This window comes from Pseudomonas sp. NY11955, assembly GCF_048068035.1.
Lineage (GTDB): Bacteria > Pseudomonadota > Gammaproteobacteria > Pseudomonadales > Pseudomonadaceae > Aquipseudomonas.
Genome location: NZ_JBLUPS010000006.1, coordinates 13,031 through 31,745, shown reverse-complemented (window position 1 = coordinate 31,745; position 18,715 = coordinate 13,031). Strand labels below are relative to the sequence as shown.

16 protein-coding genes are annotated in these 18,715 nt (G+C 62.2%); 15 read left to right on the top strand and 1 reads right to left on the bottom strand.

Annotated features, from left to right (window positions below; translation table 11 throughout):
* The first annotated feature begins 35 nt into the window (after positions 1-35).
* The 5 genes from ACNFBR_RS13090 (at position 36) to ACNFBR_RS13070 (ending at position 8,263) form a co-directional block, all read left to right on the top strand.
* On the top strand, positions 36-1,514 hold the full coding sequence (locus tag ACNFBR_RS13090) for a serine hydrolase domain-containing protein (RefSeq protein ID WP_416735282.1): 1,479 nt from the start codon (positions 36-38) through the stop codon (positions 1,512-1,514).
* 65 nt (positions 1,515-1,579) lie between these two features.
* Positions 1,580-4,297, top strand: coding sequence for an aconitate hydratase AcnA (gene acnA, locus ACNFBR_RS13085; RefSeq protein ID WP_416735281.1), 2,718 nt, complete (start codon positions 1,580-1,582; stop codon positions 4,295-4,297).
* A gap of 30 nt (positions 4,298-4,327) precedes the next feature.
* Positions 4,328-5,062 carry a transporter substrate-binding domain-containing protein gene (locus ACNFBR_RS13080; RefSeq protein ID WP_416735280.1) on the top strand — a complete coding sequence of 245 codons (735 nt, stop codon included), beginning with the start codon at positions 4,328-4,330 and terminating at the stop codon, positions 5,060-5,062.
* A gap of 144 nt (positions 5,063-5,206) precedes the next feature.
* Entirely contained in the window at positions 5,207-6,406 is a 1,200-nt protein-coding gene (locus tag ACNFBR_RS13075) for an NAD(P)/FAD-dependent oxidoreductase (RefSeq protein WP_416735279.1), read from the top strand.
* 231 nt (positions 6,407-6,637) lie between these two features.
* Positions 6,638-8,263 (top strand): methyl-accepting chemotaxis protein, encoded by a 1,626-nt coding sequence (locus ACNFBR_RS13070; RefSeq protein WP_416735278.1) that lies wholly within the window; start codon positions 6,638-6,640, stop codon positions 8,261-8,263.
* Positions 8,264-8,402: 139 nt separating this feature from the next.
* Here the strand turns inward: ACNFBR_RS13070 and ACNFBR_RS13065 are convergent, their stop codons facing one another.
* Positions 8,403-9,809, bottom strand: a complete 1,407-nt coding sequence (locus tag ACNFBR_RS13065; protein WP_416735277.1) for a purine-cytosine permease family protein — start codon at positions 9,807-9,809, stop codon at positions 8,403-8,405.
* A 316-nt stretch (positions 9,810-10,125) separates the two neighbouring features.
* On the opposite strand from ACNFBR_RS13065, the gene ACNFBR_RS13060 reads away from it, so the two are divergent.
* From ACNFBR_RS13060 to ACNFBR_RS13015, 10 genes are all read left to right on the top strand, one after another.
* The gene (locus ACNFBR_RS13060; RefSeq protein ID WP_416735276.1) at positions 10,126-10,611 is read left to right on the top strand and encodes a flavin reductase family protein; all 486 of its coding nucleotides are present in this window, start codon (positions 10,126-10,128) and stop codon (positions 10,609-10,611) included.
* Positions 10,612-10,686: 75 nt separating this feature from the next.
* Entirely contained in the window at positions 10,687-11,727 is a 1,041-nt protein-coding gene (locus ACNFBR_RS13055) for an LLM class flavin-dependent oxidoreductase (protein WP_012271912.1), read from the top strand.
* A gap of 262 nt (positions 11,728-11,989) precedes the next feature.
* Positions 11,990-12,586 (top strand): amino acid synthesis family protein, encoded by a 597-nt coding sequence (locus tag ACNFBR_RS13050; protein WP_003256068.1) that lies wholly within the window; start codon positions 11,990-11,992, stop codon positions 12,584-12,586.
* A gap of 68 nt (positions 12,587-12,654) precedes the next feature.
* Entirely contained in the window at positions 12,655-13,488 is an 834-nt protein-coding gene (locus ACNFBR_RS13045; protein ID WP_416735275.1) for an alpha/beta fold hydrolase, read from the top strand.
* A complete protein-coding gene (locus ACNFBR_RS13040) occupies positions 13,485-14,966 on the top strand; it encodes an aldehyde dehydrogenase (protein ID WP_416735274.1) in 1,482 nt (493 codons plus the stop codon). Before ACNFBR_RS13045 ends, ACNFBR_RS13040 begins: the two co-directional genes overlap by 4 nt.
* A gap of 13 nt (positions 14,967-14,979) precedes the next feature.
* A complete protein-coding gene (locus ACNFBR_RS13035) occupies positions 14,980-15,465 on the top strand; it encodes a flavin reductase family protein (protein ID WP_416735273.1) in 486 nt (161 codons plus the stop codon).
* Positions 15,466-15,616: 151 nt separating this feature from the next.
* On the top strand, positions 15,617-16,006 hold the full coding sequence (locus ACNFBR_RS13030; RefSeq protein WP_023535056.1) for a carboxymuconolactone decarboxylase family protein: 390 nt from the start codon (positions 15,617-15,619) through the stop codon (positions 16,004-16,006).
* 88 nt (positions 16,007-16,094) lie between these two features.
* Positions 16,095-16,847 (top strand): GntR family transcriptional regulator, encoded by a 753-nt coding sequence (locus ACNFBR_RS13025; RefSeq protein ID WP_416735272.1) that lies wholly within the window; start codon positions 16,095-16,097, stop codon positions 16,845-16,847.
* Between the two features lie 2 nt (positions 16,848-16,849).
* Positions 16,850-17,413, top strand: coding sequence for an NUDIX hydrolase (locus tag ACNFBR_RS13020; protein ID WP_416735271.1), 564 nt, complete (start codon positions 16,850-16,852; stop codon positions 17,411-17,413).
* 105 nt (positions 17,414-17,518) lie between these two features.
* Entirely contained in the window at positions 17,519-18,706 is a 1,188-nt protein-coding gene (locus ACNFBR_RS13015; protein ID WP_416735270.1) for a M12 family metallo-peptidase, read from the top strand.
* Positions 18,707-18,715: the final 9 nt, after the last annotated feature.

The window sequence follows — 18,715 nt, the reverse complement described above, 5'->3', positions numbered from 1 at the left end:
GATCGCCTCATCCACCCTACAAGAGACTTGCCTTCATGCTTGCGCGCCCTACGCCGTTGTCCGCCGTTCCCCTCTCAACAGCCCATGACGGGCTGCCCCGCGCGACGGCCAGCGAGAGCGGGATCGACCCTGATCGCATCATCGCCTTTCTCGATGACGTCGAAAACGCCGGGCTGGATCTGCACGGTATGATCCTGCACCGTAACGGCCGAGTAGCGGCTGAGGGCTGGAAGTGGCCTTATACCCCTGAACGGCCAAGAATTCTGCACTCGGTGGCGAAAAGCTTCACGGCGTGCGCCATTGGCCTTGCCCGTGACGAAGGCTTGTTGCAACTGAGCGATACGGTGATCTCGTTCTTTCCGGAACACATCCCCGCCAACATCGACCCACGCTTGCCGAGCATGACCGTCGAACACTTGCTGACAATGCGCACCGGCCATCAAGCCAACACCTCTGGTTCGGTCTGGCGTGCCATCGACAGCAGTTGGATCACCGAGTTCTTCAAGATTCCACTGGCGTTCGAGCCTGGCAGCCAGTACGTCTATACGAGCGCTGCCAGCTACATGCTGTCGGCCATCGTGACCAAGGTCACCGGCCAAACCCTGCACGACTACCTGCGCCCTCGGCTGTTCGAACCCCTGGGCATCGCCGGCGAACACTGGGCCGTTGGCCCGGACGGGATCAACCCGGGCGGCAACGGCTTGACGGCCACCCCGGCGTCCATGCTCAAGCTGGGCATCCTCCACGCTCAGGGAGGCCTCTGGGAAGGTCGACGCATCTTGTCGAATGAATGGGTGCAAGCCGCGACTCGCCCACAGGGTGCCCCCGACAGCAAGTACGGGTATCACTGGGCGATCAAACCCCTGGGCGCTTACTGCGCTGTCGGCGTCTTCGTGCAAATGGCGATCGTCTTTCCAGGCAGTGGTGCGACGCTGGCGCTGGTTGGCGCCATGAAGAACTCGGCGCAAATCATCCCCTACATCGAGCGGCACTTCCCGGCCGCTTTTGTCGATACCACTGAACCTGCAAACGACGCAGACAAACGCCTGCAGCAACGTCTCGACGCCATGCGTCAGGTGCCTGACCTACGCTCCGAGGCGCCCTCGCCTTTCAGCACGCCAGCCACCTTCGACGTTGATATCGAGGCCAACGACCTGGGCATTACAGGGCTCAGGTTCGCCTTCGATGCAGACACGGTGATCATCGACCTGGCCGATAGCGCGGGCACTCACCGGATTGCCACTGGGTTGAACCGTTGGCACCAAGGCACCACCGATATGCCGGGTAGCGAGTTGCACCATGGCTACACCTTCAAGGACGAGGCGGTGATTGCCGGTGCTCGCTGGGTGACCCCGACAACGCTGGAAATGCAGTGGATCTACGTCGCCAGCGCTTTCCGCGACACCGTGCGCTGCACCTTTGAAGAAGACCAGGTGACCTGGGAGCGCTCGGTCAACGTGAACAGTGGTGCGCGTGCTCACCCAGTGCTACGCGGTCGTAGACGCAAAGCCTGAACAAGGCAGCCGATTCAAGGACTTCCACTCTCGCTACGACCTCACCTGCCTGGAGCTTGCAAAGCATGACCGAGCCTGTACCTGACTTCCTCAATCATCTTGTCATCGGCAACGAGGTTTTCGCCTACGTCGACCTGCACAAGATGCTGCAGCCTTCACAGGTAGAGAAGCTGCCCTACTCGATACGCATCCTGCTGGAAAACGTCGCGCGTTGTTCACCTGCAGCACTCCCCTCGGTGCTGAAGCGAGCCGTAGGCGAAGGCCCGGACTGCGAGGTGCCCTTCCAGCCCAACCGCCTGATGTTCCACGACACTACCTGCCTGCCGGCACTGGCCGACTTCGCCGGTATGCGGGATGTGGTAGCAGAGCTGGGCGGCGACCCGAATGCGATGAACCCGCTGATCCCCGCGGTCCTGACGATCGACCACTCGGTTATCGTCGAGCATTTCGCAGAAGCGGATGCGGTCGAGCAGAACCTGAGCATCGATTTTCGCCGCAATACTGAGCGTTATCGCTTCATCAAGTGGGCGCAAAAGAGCCTGGACAACTTCAGCGTGATCCCGCCAGGTACAGGCATCATCCACCAGATGAACATGGAAGCGCTGGCGCAGGTGGTGTGGGAAACACCCATGGAAAATGGCCAACGGATGCTCCACCCGGACGACATGGTCGCGACCGACAGCCATACCCCCATGATCAATGCCATCGGCGTGTTGGGCTGGGGCGTGGGAGGGCTTGAAGGCCAGGCGGCGATGGTCGGCGAAGCGGTTACCCTGCGTTTTCCCCAAGTGATCGGCATTCGTGTGGTCAACAGCCTGCGTCCGGGCGTCACGGCTACGGACCTGTCGCTGCACGTGGCCGAACGCCTGCGCAAACGTTCGCTGGTAGGCAAATTCGTCGAGTTCACCGGGCCGGGCCTTGCCGCTTTGAGCTGGGCGGCGCGGGGAACGGTTGCCAACATGGCGCCTGAATACGGCGCCACGGTTGTGTTCTTTCCGTTTGACGCTGAAACACTGTCGTACCTGGAGCTGACTTCACGCCCGCCAGCGCTGCGTGAAAAAGTCGTGCACTACATGAACGCACAACCGTTATGGCGGCGTGACGAGATCGCCGAGCCGCAGTTCGACGAATTGATCGAGCTGGACCTTGCCAGTATCGAGCCCAGCGTCGCGGGGCCTTTCCAACCCCATCAGCGGCGCAGCCTGGCCAATGCCGGTGCATCCTTTTGCAGCGACGTCATGGGCGGGGAACAGCTGATCGTGGGGCCTGCCGAGCGACGCTTCTACGAACCGGCGTTTCACCAACCGATCACCCACGGCGCCGTGGTAATGGCGGCCATTACCAGCTGCACCAACACCGCCAACCCCGCGCTGATGATCCAGGCCGGCCTGCTTGCCCGCAATGCTCACGCGCTGGGGCTCAAACGCAAACCCTGGGTGAAGACGTCATTGTCACCTGGCTCACGCGTGGTGGCTGATTATCTGACCGAGGCCGGTTTACTCGAAGCCTTCTCGGCACTTGGGTTCGACCTTGCGGGGTTCGGCTGCATGACCTGCATCGGCAACTCGGGGAAGCTCGAAGAACATGTCGAAGTGTTCGTCGATCAAGGTTTGAAGGGCGTGGTGGTGCTGTCCGGCAACCGAAATTTCGAAGGCCGGGTCAACCCGAAAGTGTCGGCGGGCTATCTGGCCTCTCCGGCGCTGTGCGTCGCCTATGCCATCGCGGGGACCATCGACATCGACCTTGAAACCCAAGCCTTGGGCCAAAGCCGCAACGGCGAGCCGGTTTACCTGCGGGACCTGATGCCCAGCGATGCCGAGATCGCCGCTCAGGTCAGCGAAGTGGTCAAGCCAGCGTTTTTCCAGCAACGCCTCGCGACGATCTGGGACGGCTCCCACCACTGGCAAGCGTTATCCGCAGACGGAAGCGTGCATTTTCCCTGGTGCGCCGATTCGACCTATTTGCGTCGTCCTGAATACCTCGCTGGGGTGGCGGCCCAAGTCAATGCCAGCCTGGCAATCAAAGGCGCACGCACATTGCTGGTGCTGGGCGACAACATCACCACCGACCATATTTCCCCGGCCGGCGCCATCCCAGCGAGAAGCCTGGCGGGCCAGTGGTTGTTGGAGCATGGGCAGGCCGCCCAAGACCTCAATCAGTACTCCACACGGCGCAGCAACCATGAAGTGATGCTGCGCGGGGCATTCACCAACGCAACCGTCAGGAACCTGTTGTTGGGCGATGAACAACCGGGCGAAGGCGCCTGGGCCTGGAACGCCGATCACAGCGAATGCCTGCCTGTGTATGAGGCAGCGAAAAGCTACGCGGGCCGGCAGACGCCGCTGGTGATATTCGCCGGGGTCAACTATGGCGCGGGGTCGAGCCGAGACTGGGCCGCCAAGGCTCAAGCACTGCTAGGCGTCAAGGCGGTCATCGCCCGAAGCATCGAGCGCATCCATCGCAGCAATTTGATCGGAATGGGCGTCCTTGCGCTGCTGTTCAAATCCACGACGAAAGCCGAGGACTTGCAGCTGCAAGGCAATGAACGCCTCGAGTTCAGGGGACTGGACGACCTCAAGGTCGGCGATAACACAGTTACCTTGATCATCGACAGAGTGACGGGCGCTCGCCAGGAAGTCGAGTTGGTTGCACGTATCGATTCGCTTCAGGAAATTCGCTATCTGGTCAACGGCGGTGTTCTGCCGTTCGTCATTCGCAAAGTGGTGGCACGTACCCGTCCACCGCTAGCTGGCGTGGTCAATGCGCGTGAAGCGCTCCATTGAAAAAGAACATCCCCCTTGCGTGAGATTGTCATGACCGAGAACGAACCCATCACACCACAGGTCATCGATGATCTGGCCCCGACCGGCGTCCTTCGCGCGGCAATCAATTTCGGTAACCCGGTACTGGCCCGGCAAGGTCCGGACGGTTCGCCGGAGGGCGTGTCGGTAACCCTGGCGAAGGCCTTGGCCAACGAATTGGGCGTACCGTTGGCAATGATCACGTTCGATGCGGCGGGCAAAGTATTCGCCGCCCTGGAAAGCGGGGCCTGGGACATCGCTTTCCTGGCCATCGAGCCTGCACGCGAGGCGCTGATCGCGTTCAGCGAGCCCTACGTGATCATCGAAGGCACTTATCTCGTCGCAACCGACTCCCCATACAGGCGTGTGGTCGATCTCGATCAGCCAGGCCTGAAGCTCGCAGTCGGCCAGGGCGCCGCGTACGACCTGTACCTGACACGCACGCTCAAGCATGCACAGTTGGTACGGGCGGAAACCTCAGCCGCAGCAGTGGATGCATTCCATGCCTTGGCACTGGATGCGGCGGCGGGTGTCAGGCAGCCCCTGCAGAGCATCGCCGATGCTGACAGTCGTTATCGGGTGCTGGCCGACGCTTTCACGTCCATCCGCCAGGCGATGGCGGTCCCCCGGGGTCGTCAAGCGGCCGCAGCCTATGTCAGGCACTTCGTGAAGCGTATGAAAACCCAAGGGGTCGTCCAGGCAGCATTGACGGCTAACGGTCAGAAAGACGTCTCTGCCGCACCCTAGTGGTTGCTGCAGGCCCTGGCTCGCATTCGTCGCCCCGCCATCGGAAGGGCTTGTGAAAATAAACTACGACCGATATAGTCGTAGTTATTCGAAGGCCACACAACTGGCCCTCGAAGCCCTCTTCGAACCTTGCGGAGCACCTTCATGAAATCGAACATCCTGATCATCGGTGCCGGCTTTGCCGGTGTCTGGAGCGCCCTGAGCGCCGCCCGCCTGCTCGACCAAGCCCAGCGCGACGACCTGAGCATCAGCGTGCTCGCCCCGCAAGCGGAGCTGCGCATTCGCCCGCGCTTCTACGAGGCCAACGCACACACCTTGAAGGCCCCCGTGGGTGAACTGTTCGAGGCCGTGGGCGTACGCTTCATCACCGGCAACGCCGAAGCCATCGACGCCGATGCGCGCAGCGTCAGCTACACCGACAGCCAAGGCCAGCGTCAGCAGATCAGCTACGACCGCCTTATCCTTGCAGCGGGCAGCCAGGTCGCACGCCCAGCAGTGCCGGGCCTTGCCGAGCACACCTTCGACGTCGACCAGATGGAGTCGGCCGTGCGCCTTGAGCAGCACCTGACGGGCCTGGCCGCCCTGCCCGCTTCGCCTGCCCGCAATACCGTAGTGGTCTGCGGCGGCGGTTTCACCGGCATCGAAACGGCCACCGAAATGCCCGCCCGGCTGCGCGCCATCCTCGGTGACGACGATGTGCGGGTGCTGCTGGTAGACCGTGGCGCCAGCATCGGCGCGGCGCTTGGCGCGGGCATCAAGCCGTCGATCGTTGCCGCCTCGCAACTGGCTGGCGTGGAGTGGCTGACTGGCACCTCGGTGGTGGCCGTGGATGCAGGCGGGGTCACCCTCGACAACGGCGACTACATCGCCAGCAACACCGTGATCTGGACCGTCGGCGTCAAGGCCAGCCCGCTGACGGCACAGGTTGCCGGCGAACGTGACAACTTTGGCCGGCTCAAGGTCGACGATCACCTCAAGGTGATTGGCCAGCAGCACATCTATGCCACCGGTGATACCGCCTGGGCGGCCGTGGATGAAATCGGCAACCACGCCCTGATGACCTGCCAGCACGCCATCCCCATGGGCCGCCACAGCGGCAACAACGCCATGGCCGACCTGCTTGGAGTGGCGCCGGTGGTGTACCGCCAGCCCAAGTACGTGACCTGCCTGGACCTGGGTGAATGGGGCGCGGCGTACAGCGAAGGTTGGGAGCGCGAGTTGAAACTGCAGGGCCAGGAAGGCAAGGAACTCAAGCGTCAGATCAACTCGGTGTGGATCTACCCGCCAGCAGCAGATCGGGCCTTGGCCCTGGCCGCTGCCGACCCGATGATTGCGATCGTTTAACAGCAGAACCTGACAAAACCGTCAAAAAGTGACGGTTTTGTCAATTATGTCGTTACGTTGAATGGCTGTTCAGTAATGATGGCAATATGGCATCATTGAAATCAAAAAGTATTCACGAGGGTGAGGCACACAATTCAATCCGCAGCGCATCAAGAGCCTGGCGCCATACCGGTGTTCCGGCTTTTCCGTCCAAGCTCCTGAGGCCTGCACGCCACCGTCAAGGAGCATTCCATGCAGTTACGGAATATGAAGATCGGCATTCGCGCTGCCAGCGTATTCGCCCTGTTGGGCATCCTGGTCCTGTTCATGGGCCTTATCGCACTCTACGAAACCCGCCAGATGGACAAGGCCACCGACGAGATTCGGGTCACCTGGATGCCCGCCGTGGTGGCGTTGGGTGACATCAGCAGCAACCTCGGGCGCTCCCGCGCCGTCACCCTGCGTGCAGCGCTGGACGACAACCCCGCCGAACGCACGCGCAACCTGCAGTTGCTCGAAGGCGTCAATGCCGAGCTCAAGGATGGGCTGAACGACTACGCCGATACCATCATCGAGGCCGAAGACCGCGCCCTGTTCAATACTTTCAACCACGCCTACCAGCAGTACTTCGAGCTGCAGGTGAAGGTGCTGCAGGACATTGCTGCCGGCAGCATGAGCGAGGCCAAGCAGCAAATCGGCGGCCCACTCACCCAGCGTGCCGACAGCATGATGAAAGCCTTGACGGCGCTGATCGCCTACAACAGCAAGGGTGCCGACGATGCCTCGCAGCGCAGCAGCGATGTGGCCGACGAGGCATTTACTGCCATGATCCTCTCGTTACTGCTGATCATGCTTGCCCTGGCCGCCATTGCCACCGTGCTTACCCGCAGTATCGTGGTGCCGCTGGCCGATGCCGTGGCTGTCGCCGAGCGTGTGGCCACCGGCGACCTCACGCGGGAAATCCGGGTCACCGGCCGTGACGAGCCAGCCTTGCTGCTGCGTGCCTTGGGCCGCATGCAGGACAGCCTTCGCGACACCCTGCGCAAGATCGCGGCTTCGTCCGACCAACTGGCCTCGGCCTCGGAAGAACTGCACACCGTCACCGAGGACACCAGCCGTGGCCTTCACCAGCAGAGCGCGGAAATCGACCAGGCGGCCACGGCCGTCAACCAGATGACCGCAGCGGTCGAGGAAGTGGCGAACAATGCGGTCAGCACGGCCGACGCCTCGAAAGGCGCCGACCAGACTACCCGCGATGGCCGCGACCGGGTCAACCAGGCACTGGCGTCCATCCAGCACCTGGTGGCTGACGTGACCGGCACTTCGGCCGAGATCGAACAGTTGGCCAGCAATGCCAACGAAATCAGCCGCGTGCTGGATGTGATTGGCGCGATTGCCGGGCAGACCAACTTGCTGGCGCTGAACGCCGCCATCGAAGCGGCTCGCGCTGGCGAGGCGGGCCGTGGCTTTGCCGTGGTGGCCGACGAGGTCCGCGCCCTCGCCCACCGCACCCAGCAGTCGACGGCAGAGATCGAGCAGATGATCGCAGGCATCCAGAACGGTACCGAGCGTGCGGTGATGGCGATGCATAGCAGCCAGGGACGCGCCACGGGGACGCTGGAAGTGGCGCAAGGCGCAGGCCAAGCGTTGGAAGTGATTGCCGAAGCGATTGCATCGATCAATCAGCGCAACCTGGTGATTGCCAGTGCGTCCGAGGAACAGGCACAGGTGGCGCGGGAGGTGGACCGCAACCTGGTGAACATTCGTGATCTGGCGATGCAGACGTCGGCGGGGGCCAACCAGACCAGTGCGGCGGCACAGGATTTGTCGCGGTTGGCGGTGGACCTGAATGGCATGGTGGCGCAGTTCAAGGTTTGATCTGCAAGCGCTGGGGCCGCTTTGCGGCCCGTTCGCAGCACAAGGCTGCTCCTACAGGAGCAGAACGCTACCCCTGTAGGAGCAGCCTTGTGCTGCGAATGGGCTGCAAAGCAGCCCCCGTTACAGCAACGACGCCCTATCAGTCATTGACACTCACAACCCGCCCCGCCTTCTCACCCGCCTTGCCACGGGTCGCCAGGCAGTAATACAGCGGCACCGTGACGATCAGCCCGAACAGCCAGGACAAGTCGGCACCTTCGACGATGTTGGAATACGGCCCCACATACAGCGACGTATTGGCAAACGGCAACTGCACCAGGATGCCGCAGGCATAGGCAATGATTGCGTGGTGGTTGAAGCGGCCATAGATGCCACCATCCGCACTGAAGATCGAGGCGATGTCGTACTGGCCCTTCTTGATCAGGTAGAAGTCGATCAGGTTGATCGAAGCCCACGGCACCAGCACCAACAGCAGTGCCAGGATCAGCCCGATGAAGTGGCCGATGAAGTCCGCCGAAGCGTTCAGCGCAACCATACCGCAGCCAACCAGAATCACCGACGCCAGGATCACCCGCACCTTTATGCTCGGCGTCCACTCGGCCATGAAGGTCTGGATCGCGGTGACGATCGACAGCACCGCGCCATACAGGTTGAGGGCGTTGTGGCTGATGATGTTGAGCAGGAACAGCACCATCAGGATCGGGCCCAGCCAGCCGGTGGCCTGCTTGACCGCGTCCATCGCGTCGGTACCTTGCGGCACGCACAACACCGCCACCGCACCAAAGCTGAAGCACAGGATGGTGCCCAGTGTGGCGCCGAAGTAGGTGGCCCAGAACGGCTTGGCAATACCCACTTCACGCGGCAGGTAGCGCGAGTAGTCGGAGGTGTACGGCGAGAAGCTGATCTGCCAGATGGTGCCCAACGACACGGTGGCGATGAAGCCCGACAGGTTGAACGCGCCACGGCTGAAGAAGTCGGCCGGCAGCTCCTGGGCGAACATCATGATGAAGCCTGCCAGCAGCGCCGACCCCATCACCCAGGTACCGATGCGGTTGAGGATATGAATGAAGCGGTAGCCGATCACGCCTATGGCCGTGGCGCTCAGGGCACCGATCACGATCGCCCCAGGCATCGGCACGCTCGGGGCGATGCCGTGGATGGTCTTGCCCGCCAGGACGATGTTGGAAATGAAGAAGCCGACATAGATCAGCGCGGTGAAGAACACGATCAGCAAGGCACCGTAGCGGCCGAACTGGCCACGGCTCTGCACCATCTGCGGAATGCCCAGCTGCGGTCCCTGCGCAGAGGCCAGGGCGATGACCACGCCGCCGACCAGATGGCCCAGCACGATGGCGATCAGCCCCCACAACAGGTTCAGGTGGAATACCTGAACCACCATGGCGCCGGTGACGATGGGCAGTGGCGCAATGTTGGTGCTGAACCAGAGGGTGAACAGGTCGCGCGCCTTCCCGTGGCGCTCGGCAGGTGGAACGTAATCGACCGTGTGATTCTCGACAAACTGGTGTTGCGACGACGGTTGGGACATGGTTTTCAGCTCGAAAGGTCGTTTTTATCTTTGTAAGGAAACCGCATCTAGGCGGCCTCTCAGCTGCGGACCATATTATGGTATTCCAAACTTTTGACAACACTGATCCGCAGTAAAAAACGCCCGCTGATCCGCTTGGCAAACCCCTGCGACAAACCGCCTCACCGCTCAAAGCCACGATATACGTGGCTTTGAGCCGTTCATCGTGAAAACCCGGGCTTGAAAATTCCGCTTGCAAAATAGGTATTACGGTATACCATCAGACACATCAACGATAAAAACCGCGGACCACCGCAGCCTTTTAGAGGTACACCCGATGATCGACGCAACCGTCTACAAAAACGTCCTGGGCTCCTTCCCGTCCGGCGTTACCGTCATCACCACCCTGGACGACGACGGCTCGGTCGTCGGTCTTACCGCCAGCGCCTTTTCCTCCCTGTCGATGGACCCGCCACTGGTGCTGTTCTGCCCTAACTACAGCTCCGACTCCTACCCTGTGCTGATCAAGCAGAAGCGCTTTGCCATTCACCTGCTCTCGGGTGAACAGCAGGCCGAAGCTTATGCATTCGCCAAGAAGGGCAAGGACAAGGCCAGCGGCATCGAATGGTCCCTGAGCGAACTGGGCAACCCGATCCTGGCTGGCGCTACCGCCGTCATCGAATGCGAACTGTGGCGCGAGTATGAAGGTGGCGACCACGCCATCATGGTCGGCAAGGTGCACAACCTGATCGTCCCTGAACAAGCGCCACGGCCGATGGTGTACTGCCGCGGCAAGATGGCCAGCCTGCCGGCCTTTGCCTGAAGCCTATCCTGAATCGATACCCCTGGCGCCTCCCCTGCCCGGCGCCGGACCCTTTCAAGCGTTGAGGAAAGCCCCATGAAATTTTCGTTGTTCGTACACATGGAACGTTGGGATGAACAGGTCAGCCACCGCCAGCTGTTCGAAGACCTGACCGAACTGACCCTGATGGCCGAAAACGGCGGTTTCAGCACCGTGTGGATCGGCGAACACCACGCCATGGAGTACACCATTTCGCCAAGCCCGATGCCGCTGCTGGCCTACCTGGCCGCACGTACCGACAAGATCCGCCTGGGCGCCGGCACCATTATCGCGCCGTTCTGGAACCCGATCCGCGTTGCCGGCGAATGCGCCCTTCTAGACGTGATCAGCAACGGTCGTATGGAAGTGGGCCTGGCCCGTGGCGCCTACCAGTTCGAGTTCGACCGCATGGCCAATGGCATGCCGGCTACCGACGGCGGCAAGGCGCTGCGCGAGATGGTGCCTGTGGTACGCAAGCTGTGGGAAGGCGACTACGCCCATGACGGCGAAGTCTACAAGTTCCCCACCTCTACCAGCGTGCCGAAACCGTTTAACGCGACGCCACCGATGTGGATTGCCGCTCGCGACCCGGATTCGCACAACTTCGCCGTGGCCAATGGCTGCAACGTCATGGTCACCCCGTTGATGAAGGGTGACGAAGAAGTGCTGGACCTGAAGAACAAGTTCCAGGCTGCCCTGGACAACAACCCGGACGTGCCGCGCCCACAATTGATGGTACTGCGCCACACCCACGTGCACAGCCCGGCCGAGCCGGATGGCTGGAAGGTCGGCGCCCAGGCGATCTCGCGCTTCTATCGCACCTTCGATGCCTGGTTCGGCAACAAGACCACGCCGGTCAACGGTTTCCTGGAGCCGAGCCCAGAGTCCAAATTTGCCGAAGTGCCGGCGTTCCAGCTGGAGAACATCCGCAAGAACACCATGATCGGCACCCCGGAGGAAATCATCGCGCGCATCAAGTACTACCAGGAACTCGGCGTCGACGAGTTCAGCTTCTGGTGCGACAACAGCCTGCCCCACGCCGAGAAGAAGAAGTCGCTGGAGCTCTTCATCAAAGAAGTGGTGCCCGCTTTCGCCTGAATTCCCATTGCCTGAACCTTTGCGGGACGCGCCCGCTCCCGTGGGCCCTTGCGGCCTGCGTGAGCGGGCTTTTTTAGGCCTGCGCTGTATCTGTGGGAGCGGGCTTGCCCCGCGAAGAGGCCGGTACAGACAGCACAAAATTCAACGCATCAGCCCACCTTTTGTCCCCCCGCAAGAGAAATTTCCAGCCACCTCTTGCACAACAAATATTATGGTATACCATCAGACAACAAGAGCTGATAACCCTCACCAGGAGCGACCCATGAGTTTCGAAATCCGCAAGATCGTCACCTACTCCGAAGAAACCCGCATCGAAGGCGGCAAGGCCACCGACAAGCCGGTGACCATGGTCGGCCTGGCCGTCGTGATCAAGAACCCATGGGCCGGTCGCGGTTTCGTTGAAGATCTGAAGCCGGAAATCCGCGCCAACTGCTCGGAACTGGGTGCCCTGATGGTCGAGCGCCTGACGGCCGCCATCGGCGGTGCCGACAAGATCGAGGCCTACGGTAAAGCCGCAGTGGTGGGCGCCGACGGCGAAATCGAGCACGCCTCGGCGGTGATCCACACCCTGCGCTTTGGCAACCACTACCGCGAAGCGGTACAGGCCAAGAGCTACCTGAGCTTCACCAACAAGCGCGGCGGCCCAGGCACCTCGATCCAGATCCCGATGATGCAGAAGGACGACGAAGGCCTGCGCTCGCACTACATCACCCTGGAAATGCAGATCGAAGACGCCCCGCGCGCCGATGAAATCGTCGTGGTCCTGGGCGCAGCCGACGGTGGCCGCCTGCACCCGCGCATCGGCAACCGCTACATCGACCTGGAAGAACTGGCTGCCGAAAAAGCCAACGCTCAATAACAACAACCAAGACGGGCCGGGGCGTGGCGTGCTAACCCGCCGCGCCCGACCTTCAAGGAGCGCCCTCCATGATTCAGCCTGTCGCTGAACGCACACCTGCCGGCACCAGCTACCTGGCTGTCGGCCAGGGCCAGCCCGTGGTTCTGATCCACGGCGTGGGCCTGAACAAGGAAATGTGGGGCGGTCAGTTCGTTGGCCTGGCCAACGACTACCGCGTCATCGCCTACGACATGCTCGGCCACGGTCAAAGCCGCGTACCGGCTGCCGACACGCCGCTGGAAGGCTATGCCGACCAGCTCGCCGAACTGCTGGACCACCTGCAAATTGCCCAGGCCACCGTGATTGGCTTCTCCATGGGCGGCCTGGTTGCCCGTGCATTCGCCCTCAACTATCCGCAGCGCCTGGCTGCACTGGTCGTGCTCAACAGCGTGTTCAACCGCACCCCAGAGCAAAGTGCCGGCGTGATCGCCCGCGCAGCCCAGGCGGCGCAACTGGGCCCCGACGCCAACGTCGATGCAGCCCTGGACCGTTGGTTCAGCCGTGAATACAAGGCTGCCAACCCGGCGCAAGTCGCCGCCATTCGCCAAGTACTGGCGAGCAATGACCCGCAGGGCTACCACACCACTTACTCACTGTTCGCCACCCAGGACATGTACCGCGCCGGCGACCTGGGCAGCATCCAGGTACCGACACTGATCGCCACCGGCGAACTCGATTCAGGCTCCACCCCGGCCATGACCCGCCAGCTTGCCGCCAGCATTCCCGGCGCGCTCAGTGTGGTCCTCGCCGAGCAACGGCATATGATGCCGGTGGAAGCACCCCGTGAAGTCAACAAGATGCTGCTGGACTTCCTCGCGCAAGCCCGCACCCTCACCGAATCCGCCAAGGGGATTGTTGCATGACCCTCGTTCGTTTCCAGATGTGCATCGACGGCCAATGGCGCGATGCCCAGAGCGGCAAGACCTTCGACAGCCTCAACCCGGCCACTGCCCAAGCCTGGGCGCAACTGCCCGACGCCGACGAAGCCGATGTGGAACTGGCCGTACAGGCCGCCCAACGTGCTTTCGACAGCAAAGCGTGGCGCAGCATCACCGCCACCGCGCGCGGCAAGCTGCTGCGTCGCCTGGGCGACCTGATTGCCGAGAACAAAGAACACCTGGCCCAACTGGAAAGCCGTGACAACGGCAAGCTGATCCGCGAAACCCGCGGCCAGGTCGGCTACCTGCCAGAGTTCTTCCACTACACCGCAGGCCTGGCCGACAAGCTCGAAGGCGGCACCCTGCCGCTGGACAAGCCCGACCTGTTCGCCTACACCGTGCACGAGCCGATCGGCGTGGTGGCCGGGATCATCCCGTGGAACAGCCCGCTGTACCTCACCGCGATCAAGCTGGCCCCGGCCCTGGCCGCTGGCAACACCATCGTGCTCAAACCGTCCGAGCACGCCTCGGCGACCATCCTCGAACTGGCCCGCCTCGCCCTTGAGGCGGGTTTCCCGGCCGGGGTGGTCAACGTGGTCACCGGTTACGGCCCAAGCACTGGCGCAGCGCTCACCCGCCACCCGCTGGTGCGCAAGATCGCCTTCACCGGCGGCGCAGCCACCGCGCGCCACGTGGTGCGCAGCAGCGCCGAGAACTTCGCCAAGCTGTCGCTGGAGTTGGGCGGCAAGTCGCCGAACATCATCTTCGCCGACGCCGACCTGGACAGCGCCATCAACGGCGCCGTGGCGGGTATCTATGCGGCCTCCGGGCAAAGCTGCGTGGCCGGTTCGCGCCTGCTGGTGCAGGACGAGATCTTTGACGAGTTCGTCGAGCGCCTGATTGCCCGTGCCAAGCGCATCCGCATCGGCAACCCGCAGGACGACGCCAGTGAAATGGGCCCGATGGCCACCGCCCAGCAGTTGGCCGTGGTCGAGGGCTTGGTGGCTGCGGCCAAGGCCGAGGGCGCCAAACTGCACATGGGCGGCAAACGGGCCGAGGTCGAAGGCGACGGCTGGTTCTACGAGCCGACCCTGTTCGAGTGCGACAGCAACGCGATGACCATCATGCAGGAAGAAGTGTTCGGCCCGGTCGCCGCGGTGATCCGCTTCAAGACCGAAGAAGAAGCCCTGGCCATCGCCAACGACTCGCAATTCGGCCTGGCCGCCGGCATCTGGACCCGCGACCTGGGCCGTGCCCACCGCCTGGCCCGCGATGTGCGTTCGGGGATCATCTGGGTCAACACCTACCGCGCGGTGTCGGCCATGGCGCCGATCGGTGGTTTCAAGAACAGCGGCTACGGCCGCGAGAGCGGCATCGATTCGGTGCTGGCCTATACCGAGCTGAAGACCGTGTGGATCAACCTGTCCACCGCGCCGATGCCCGACCCGTTTGTGATGCGTTAAGAGGTAGCACGAGATGATCGAACCCGGCATCTACAAAGACGTGATGGGCTCCTTCCCGTCCGGTGTCACGGTAGTCACCACCCTGGACGCCGACGGCGCCATCGTCGGCATCACCGCCAGCGCGTTCAGCGCACTGTCGATCGACCCGGCGCTGGTGTTGTTCTGCCCCAACTACGCCTCCGACACCTACCCGATCCTGCGTGACAGCAAGCAGTTCGCGATTCACCTGCTGTCTGCCGATCAGACCGCCGAGGCCTATGCCTTCGCCGGCAAAGGCAAGGACAAGGCCAAAGGCGTCGAGTGGCACCTGAGCGAGCTGGGCAACCCCCTGCTGGCCAGGGCCACGGCGATCATCGAGTGCGAGCTGTGGCGCGAGTATGACGGTGGTGACCACGCGATCATCGTGGGGGCGGTGAAGAACCTTGTGCTGCCTGAACAGCCGGTGACGCCGATGGTGTACCACAAGGGCAAGCTGGGCGCCCTACCGCCACTCGGCTGATGGATCTTGAAGTCGGCGTTGGCTTCTTCGCGGGCTTGCCCGCTCCCACAGGTATCGCACTGATGCTGGAACCTGTGCAGTACCTGCGGGAGCGGGCAGGCCCGCGAAGAAGCCGACACCGATGACGCTGTTTTATTCCGGAGTACGGCACGTGAGCAACGAAAAGTACGAAAAAGGCCTGCAGATCCGCACCCAGGTGCTGGGCGAGGACTACGTCAACCGCTCGATCCAGAACGCCGACGCGTTCACCCAGCCGTTGCAGGAGCTGGTCACCGAATACTGCTGGGGCCACGTATGGGGCCGCGAAGGCTTGTCGCTGAAAGAGCGCAGCATGATAAACTTGGCCATGATTTCCGCGCTCAACCGGCCCCACGAGCTCAAGCTGCACATTCGCGGCGCATTGCGTAATGGCCTGAGCCGAGAACAGATTCGCGAGATCCTGCTCCAGGTCGGCATTTATTGCGGCGTACCCGCGGCGGTGGACAGTTTCCGCCTGGCCCGTGAAGCGTTTGCCGAAGCCGATGCGGAGTCAACCCGTTAACAACGGGCTGTTCGAACCACTGCATGGAAAGCCTCGGTTCGGGGCGTTCCGCGATGTTGGCGCAACAGCCTCATAAAGAGCGCACCTGATGAAACGCCAGCCACTCGACGACAGCTTCAAGGTCAACCGCAACCCCGTTACCCTGCGCGAAATCGTGCTCGACAAGCTGCGCGCCGCGATCATGAACTTCCACCTGCTGCCAGGCGACCGCCTGGTCGAGCGCGACCTCTGCGACCGCCTGGGCGTCAGCCGCACGTCCGTGCGTGAAGCCCTGCGCCACCTGGAATCCGAAGGCCTGGTGGAATTCGCCGACGCCAAAGGCCCGCGCGTAGCCATCATCACCCTGGAAGACGCCCGCGACATCTACGAGCTGCGCTGTGTGCTCGAAGGCCTGATCGTGCAGCTTTTCACCCTCAACGCCAAAGCCAAGGACATTCGTGCCCTGGAGCGCGCGCTGGAGGTCAACCGCGAGGCCCTGGAAGACGGCGAGCTGCAACAGGTGCTGGATTCGGTGCAAGGCTTCTACGATGTGCTGCTCGAAGGCTCCGGCAACCAGGTGGCGGCCCAGCAGTTGCGCCAGTTGCAGGCCCGCATCAGCTACCTGCGCGCAACCTCGGTTTCGCAGGAAAACCGCCGTGGCGCCAGCAACCGCGAAATGGAAAAGATCGTCGAGGCGATCAAGGGCGGCGACCCACTGGTGGCCCACCAGGCCTCGGTCGACCACGTCCGCGCCGCCGCCAAGGTGGCCCTGGACTACCTGCGCCAAAAGCAGGATGACAACGCCAAGGTGCGCGACATCGTCGAACCCCTGGCCCTGAAGGAACCCCGCATAGGCCGCTGATCATGCCCAACGCCCCGCGCTACTGCCCGCACTGCACCACGGAACTGGCCCGGGGCGTTCCCACAGGCGACACCCACGAGCGCCTGCACTGCACCCGCTGCGGCTTCGTCCACTACATCAACCCGAAGATCATCGCCGGCTGCATCATCGAGCGCGATGGCAAGTACCTGCTGTGCCAACGCGCCATCCCGCCACGGCCCGGCACCTGGACCTTGCCGGCCGGGTTCATGGAGGCCGGCGAAACCACCGAGCAGGCTGCACTGCGCGAGGTTTGGGAAGAAAGCGGCGTGCGTGCCGACATCGTCTCGCCCTACTCCATCTTCAGCGTGCCGAAAATCAGCGAGGTGTACATCATCTTCCGCGCCATCGCCACCGAGGAAACCGGGCAGTACGGGCCGGAAACACTGGCATACCGGTTTTTCGAGCCCGACGAAATTCCATGGGACGAAATCTATTACCCGGCCATCCGGCAGATCCTCGAGCGCTACATCCTCGAGCGACAGGCCGGGGTGTATGGCATATACATGGGTAACGACGACAGCGGAAAGGTGCACTTCATTCGCTGAGCCATCCACCACCTACCTGGTAAATTTGCCAGGTTTCAACGCCACACCCCCTACGTAAACTTTCCTGCATCCGATGCATCTGCCTCGGCAAGCAAGGGACTCACCATGCGTCAATGGGTTGTGTCAGTTGGTTTACTGGCTCTCACGGTCGTACTCGGGCTGATCACGCTGCTGCTTCCCCCCTTCCTCACTGCAGAACCTGTCGAAAACCATGCAAAAGCGGCCTGGGTCGACAGGCAGTGGTCGGTGCAGGTGGCCGTCGACAAGCTTGCACCCACAGCTGAGCACTTACAGCTGAACATCATGGGGGTGGGGCATCTGCAGGCGCACAAACAACGAACTCGCACACTTGATGACGGTACCCTGGTGTGGCAGGGCTCCTTGAGCCAAAGTGGCGAACCCCCTGCTGCAAACACCTGGCAGGCAGCGATGAATACGCTGCTACTGATCAGCAGCGACCGTGGTATTACTGGGTCATTGCGCTGGGAAGGCCATGTCTTTCGGCTCTACCACACCGGCACTCGAACCGTACTGGAAGAAGTGAATCCAGCGAAGCTGCCAGCCGATGAGCCAGCAGACTCACCGAGTACATCGATCCGCCCCCAAAAAGGCCAAACAGGGAACCTTCAACCCGGCGATGCCACAATCCGCGTGCTGGTTTTCGCCAGCAAGAATGCGGCCCAAGCCCATGAAGACATCGAGGCGCTGGCACAGCTGGCCATCGAGGAGTCCAACCAGACGTTCAACTTGAGCGCTATCGGATTGTCGTTCGAGCTGGCAGGCTTCGAGCCTCTGGACTACGTGCAGTCCGGTGCGGGCAACAGCCTGGAGTTGTTGCGCCTTTGGAGGGCAGACGACGGCTATATGGATGAAGTCCACCTGCAGCGTGACGCGCTCGCAGCCGATGTGGTGGTTCTGCTTGTCGATACCACGAACCCGGACAGTTGTGGAGTTGCAGCAGGCATAACCGAAGAACAGGCGTTCGCTGTCGTGAACATCGCGTGTATCGGTGTGTCACGCTACACGTTCCCCCATGAAATCGGCCATATCATAGGGGCCGCGCATGATGGAGGCGACGGCTTGTTCACCTATGGCCATGGCTACGCTCATGAACCTGCAGCAGGCCCGAGATTGTATACCGTCATGGCCGCGGGCAGACCGGGTATGGTCCGCCTACCTTACTGGTCAGACCCACAGCGTGAGGTCGACGGCATTCGATTGGGTGATAAGGACACTGCCGATAACCGCCGTTTGCTTGAAGAACGCAAAGGGATCGTCGCGGGATTTCGCTGACAGCTCGCC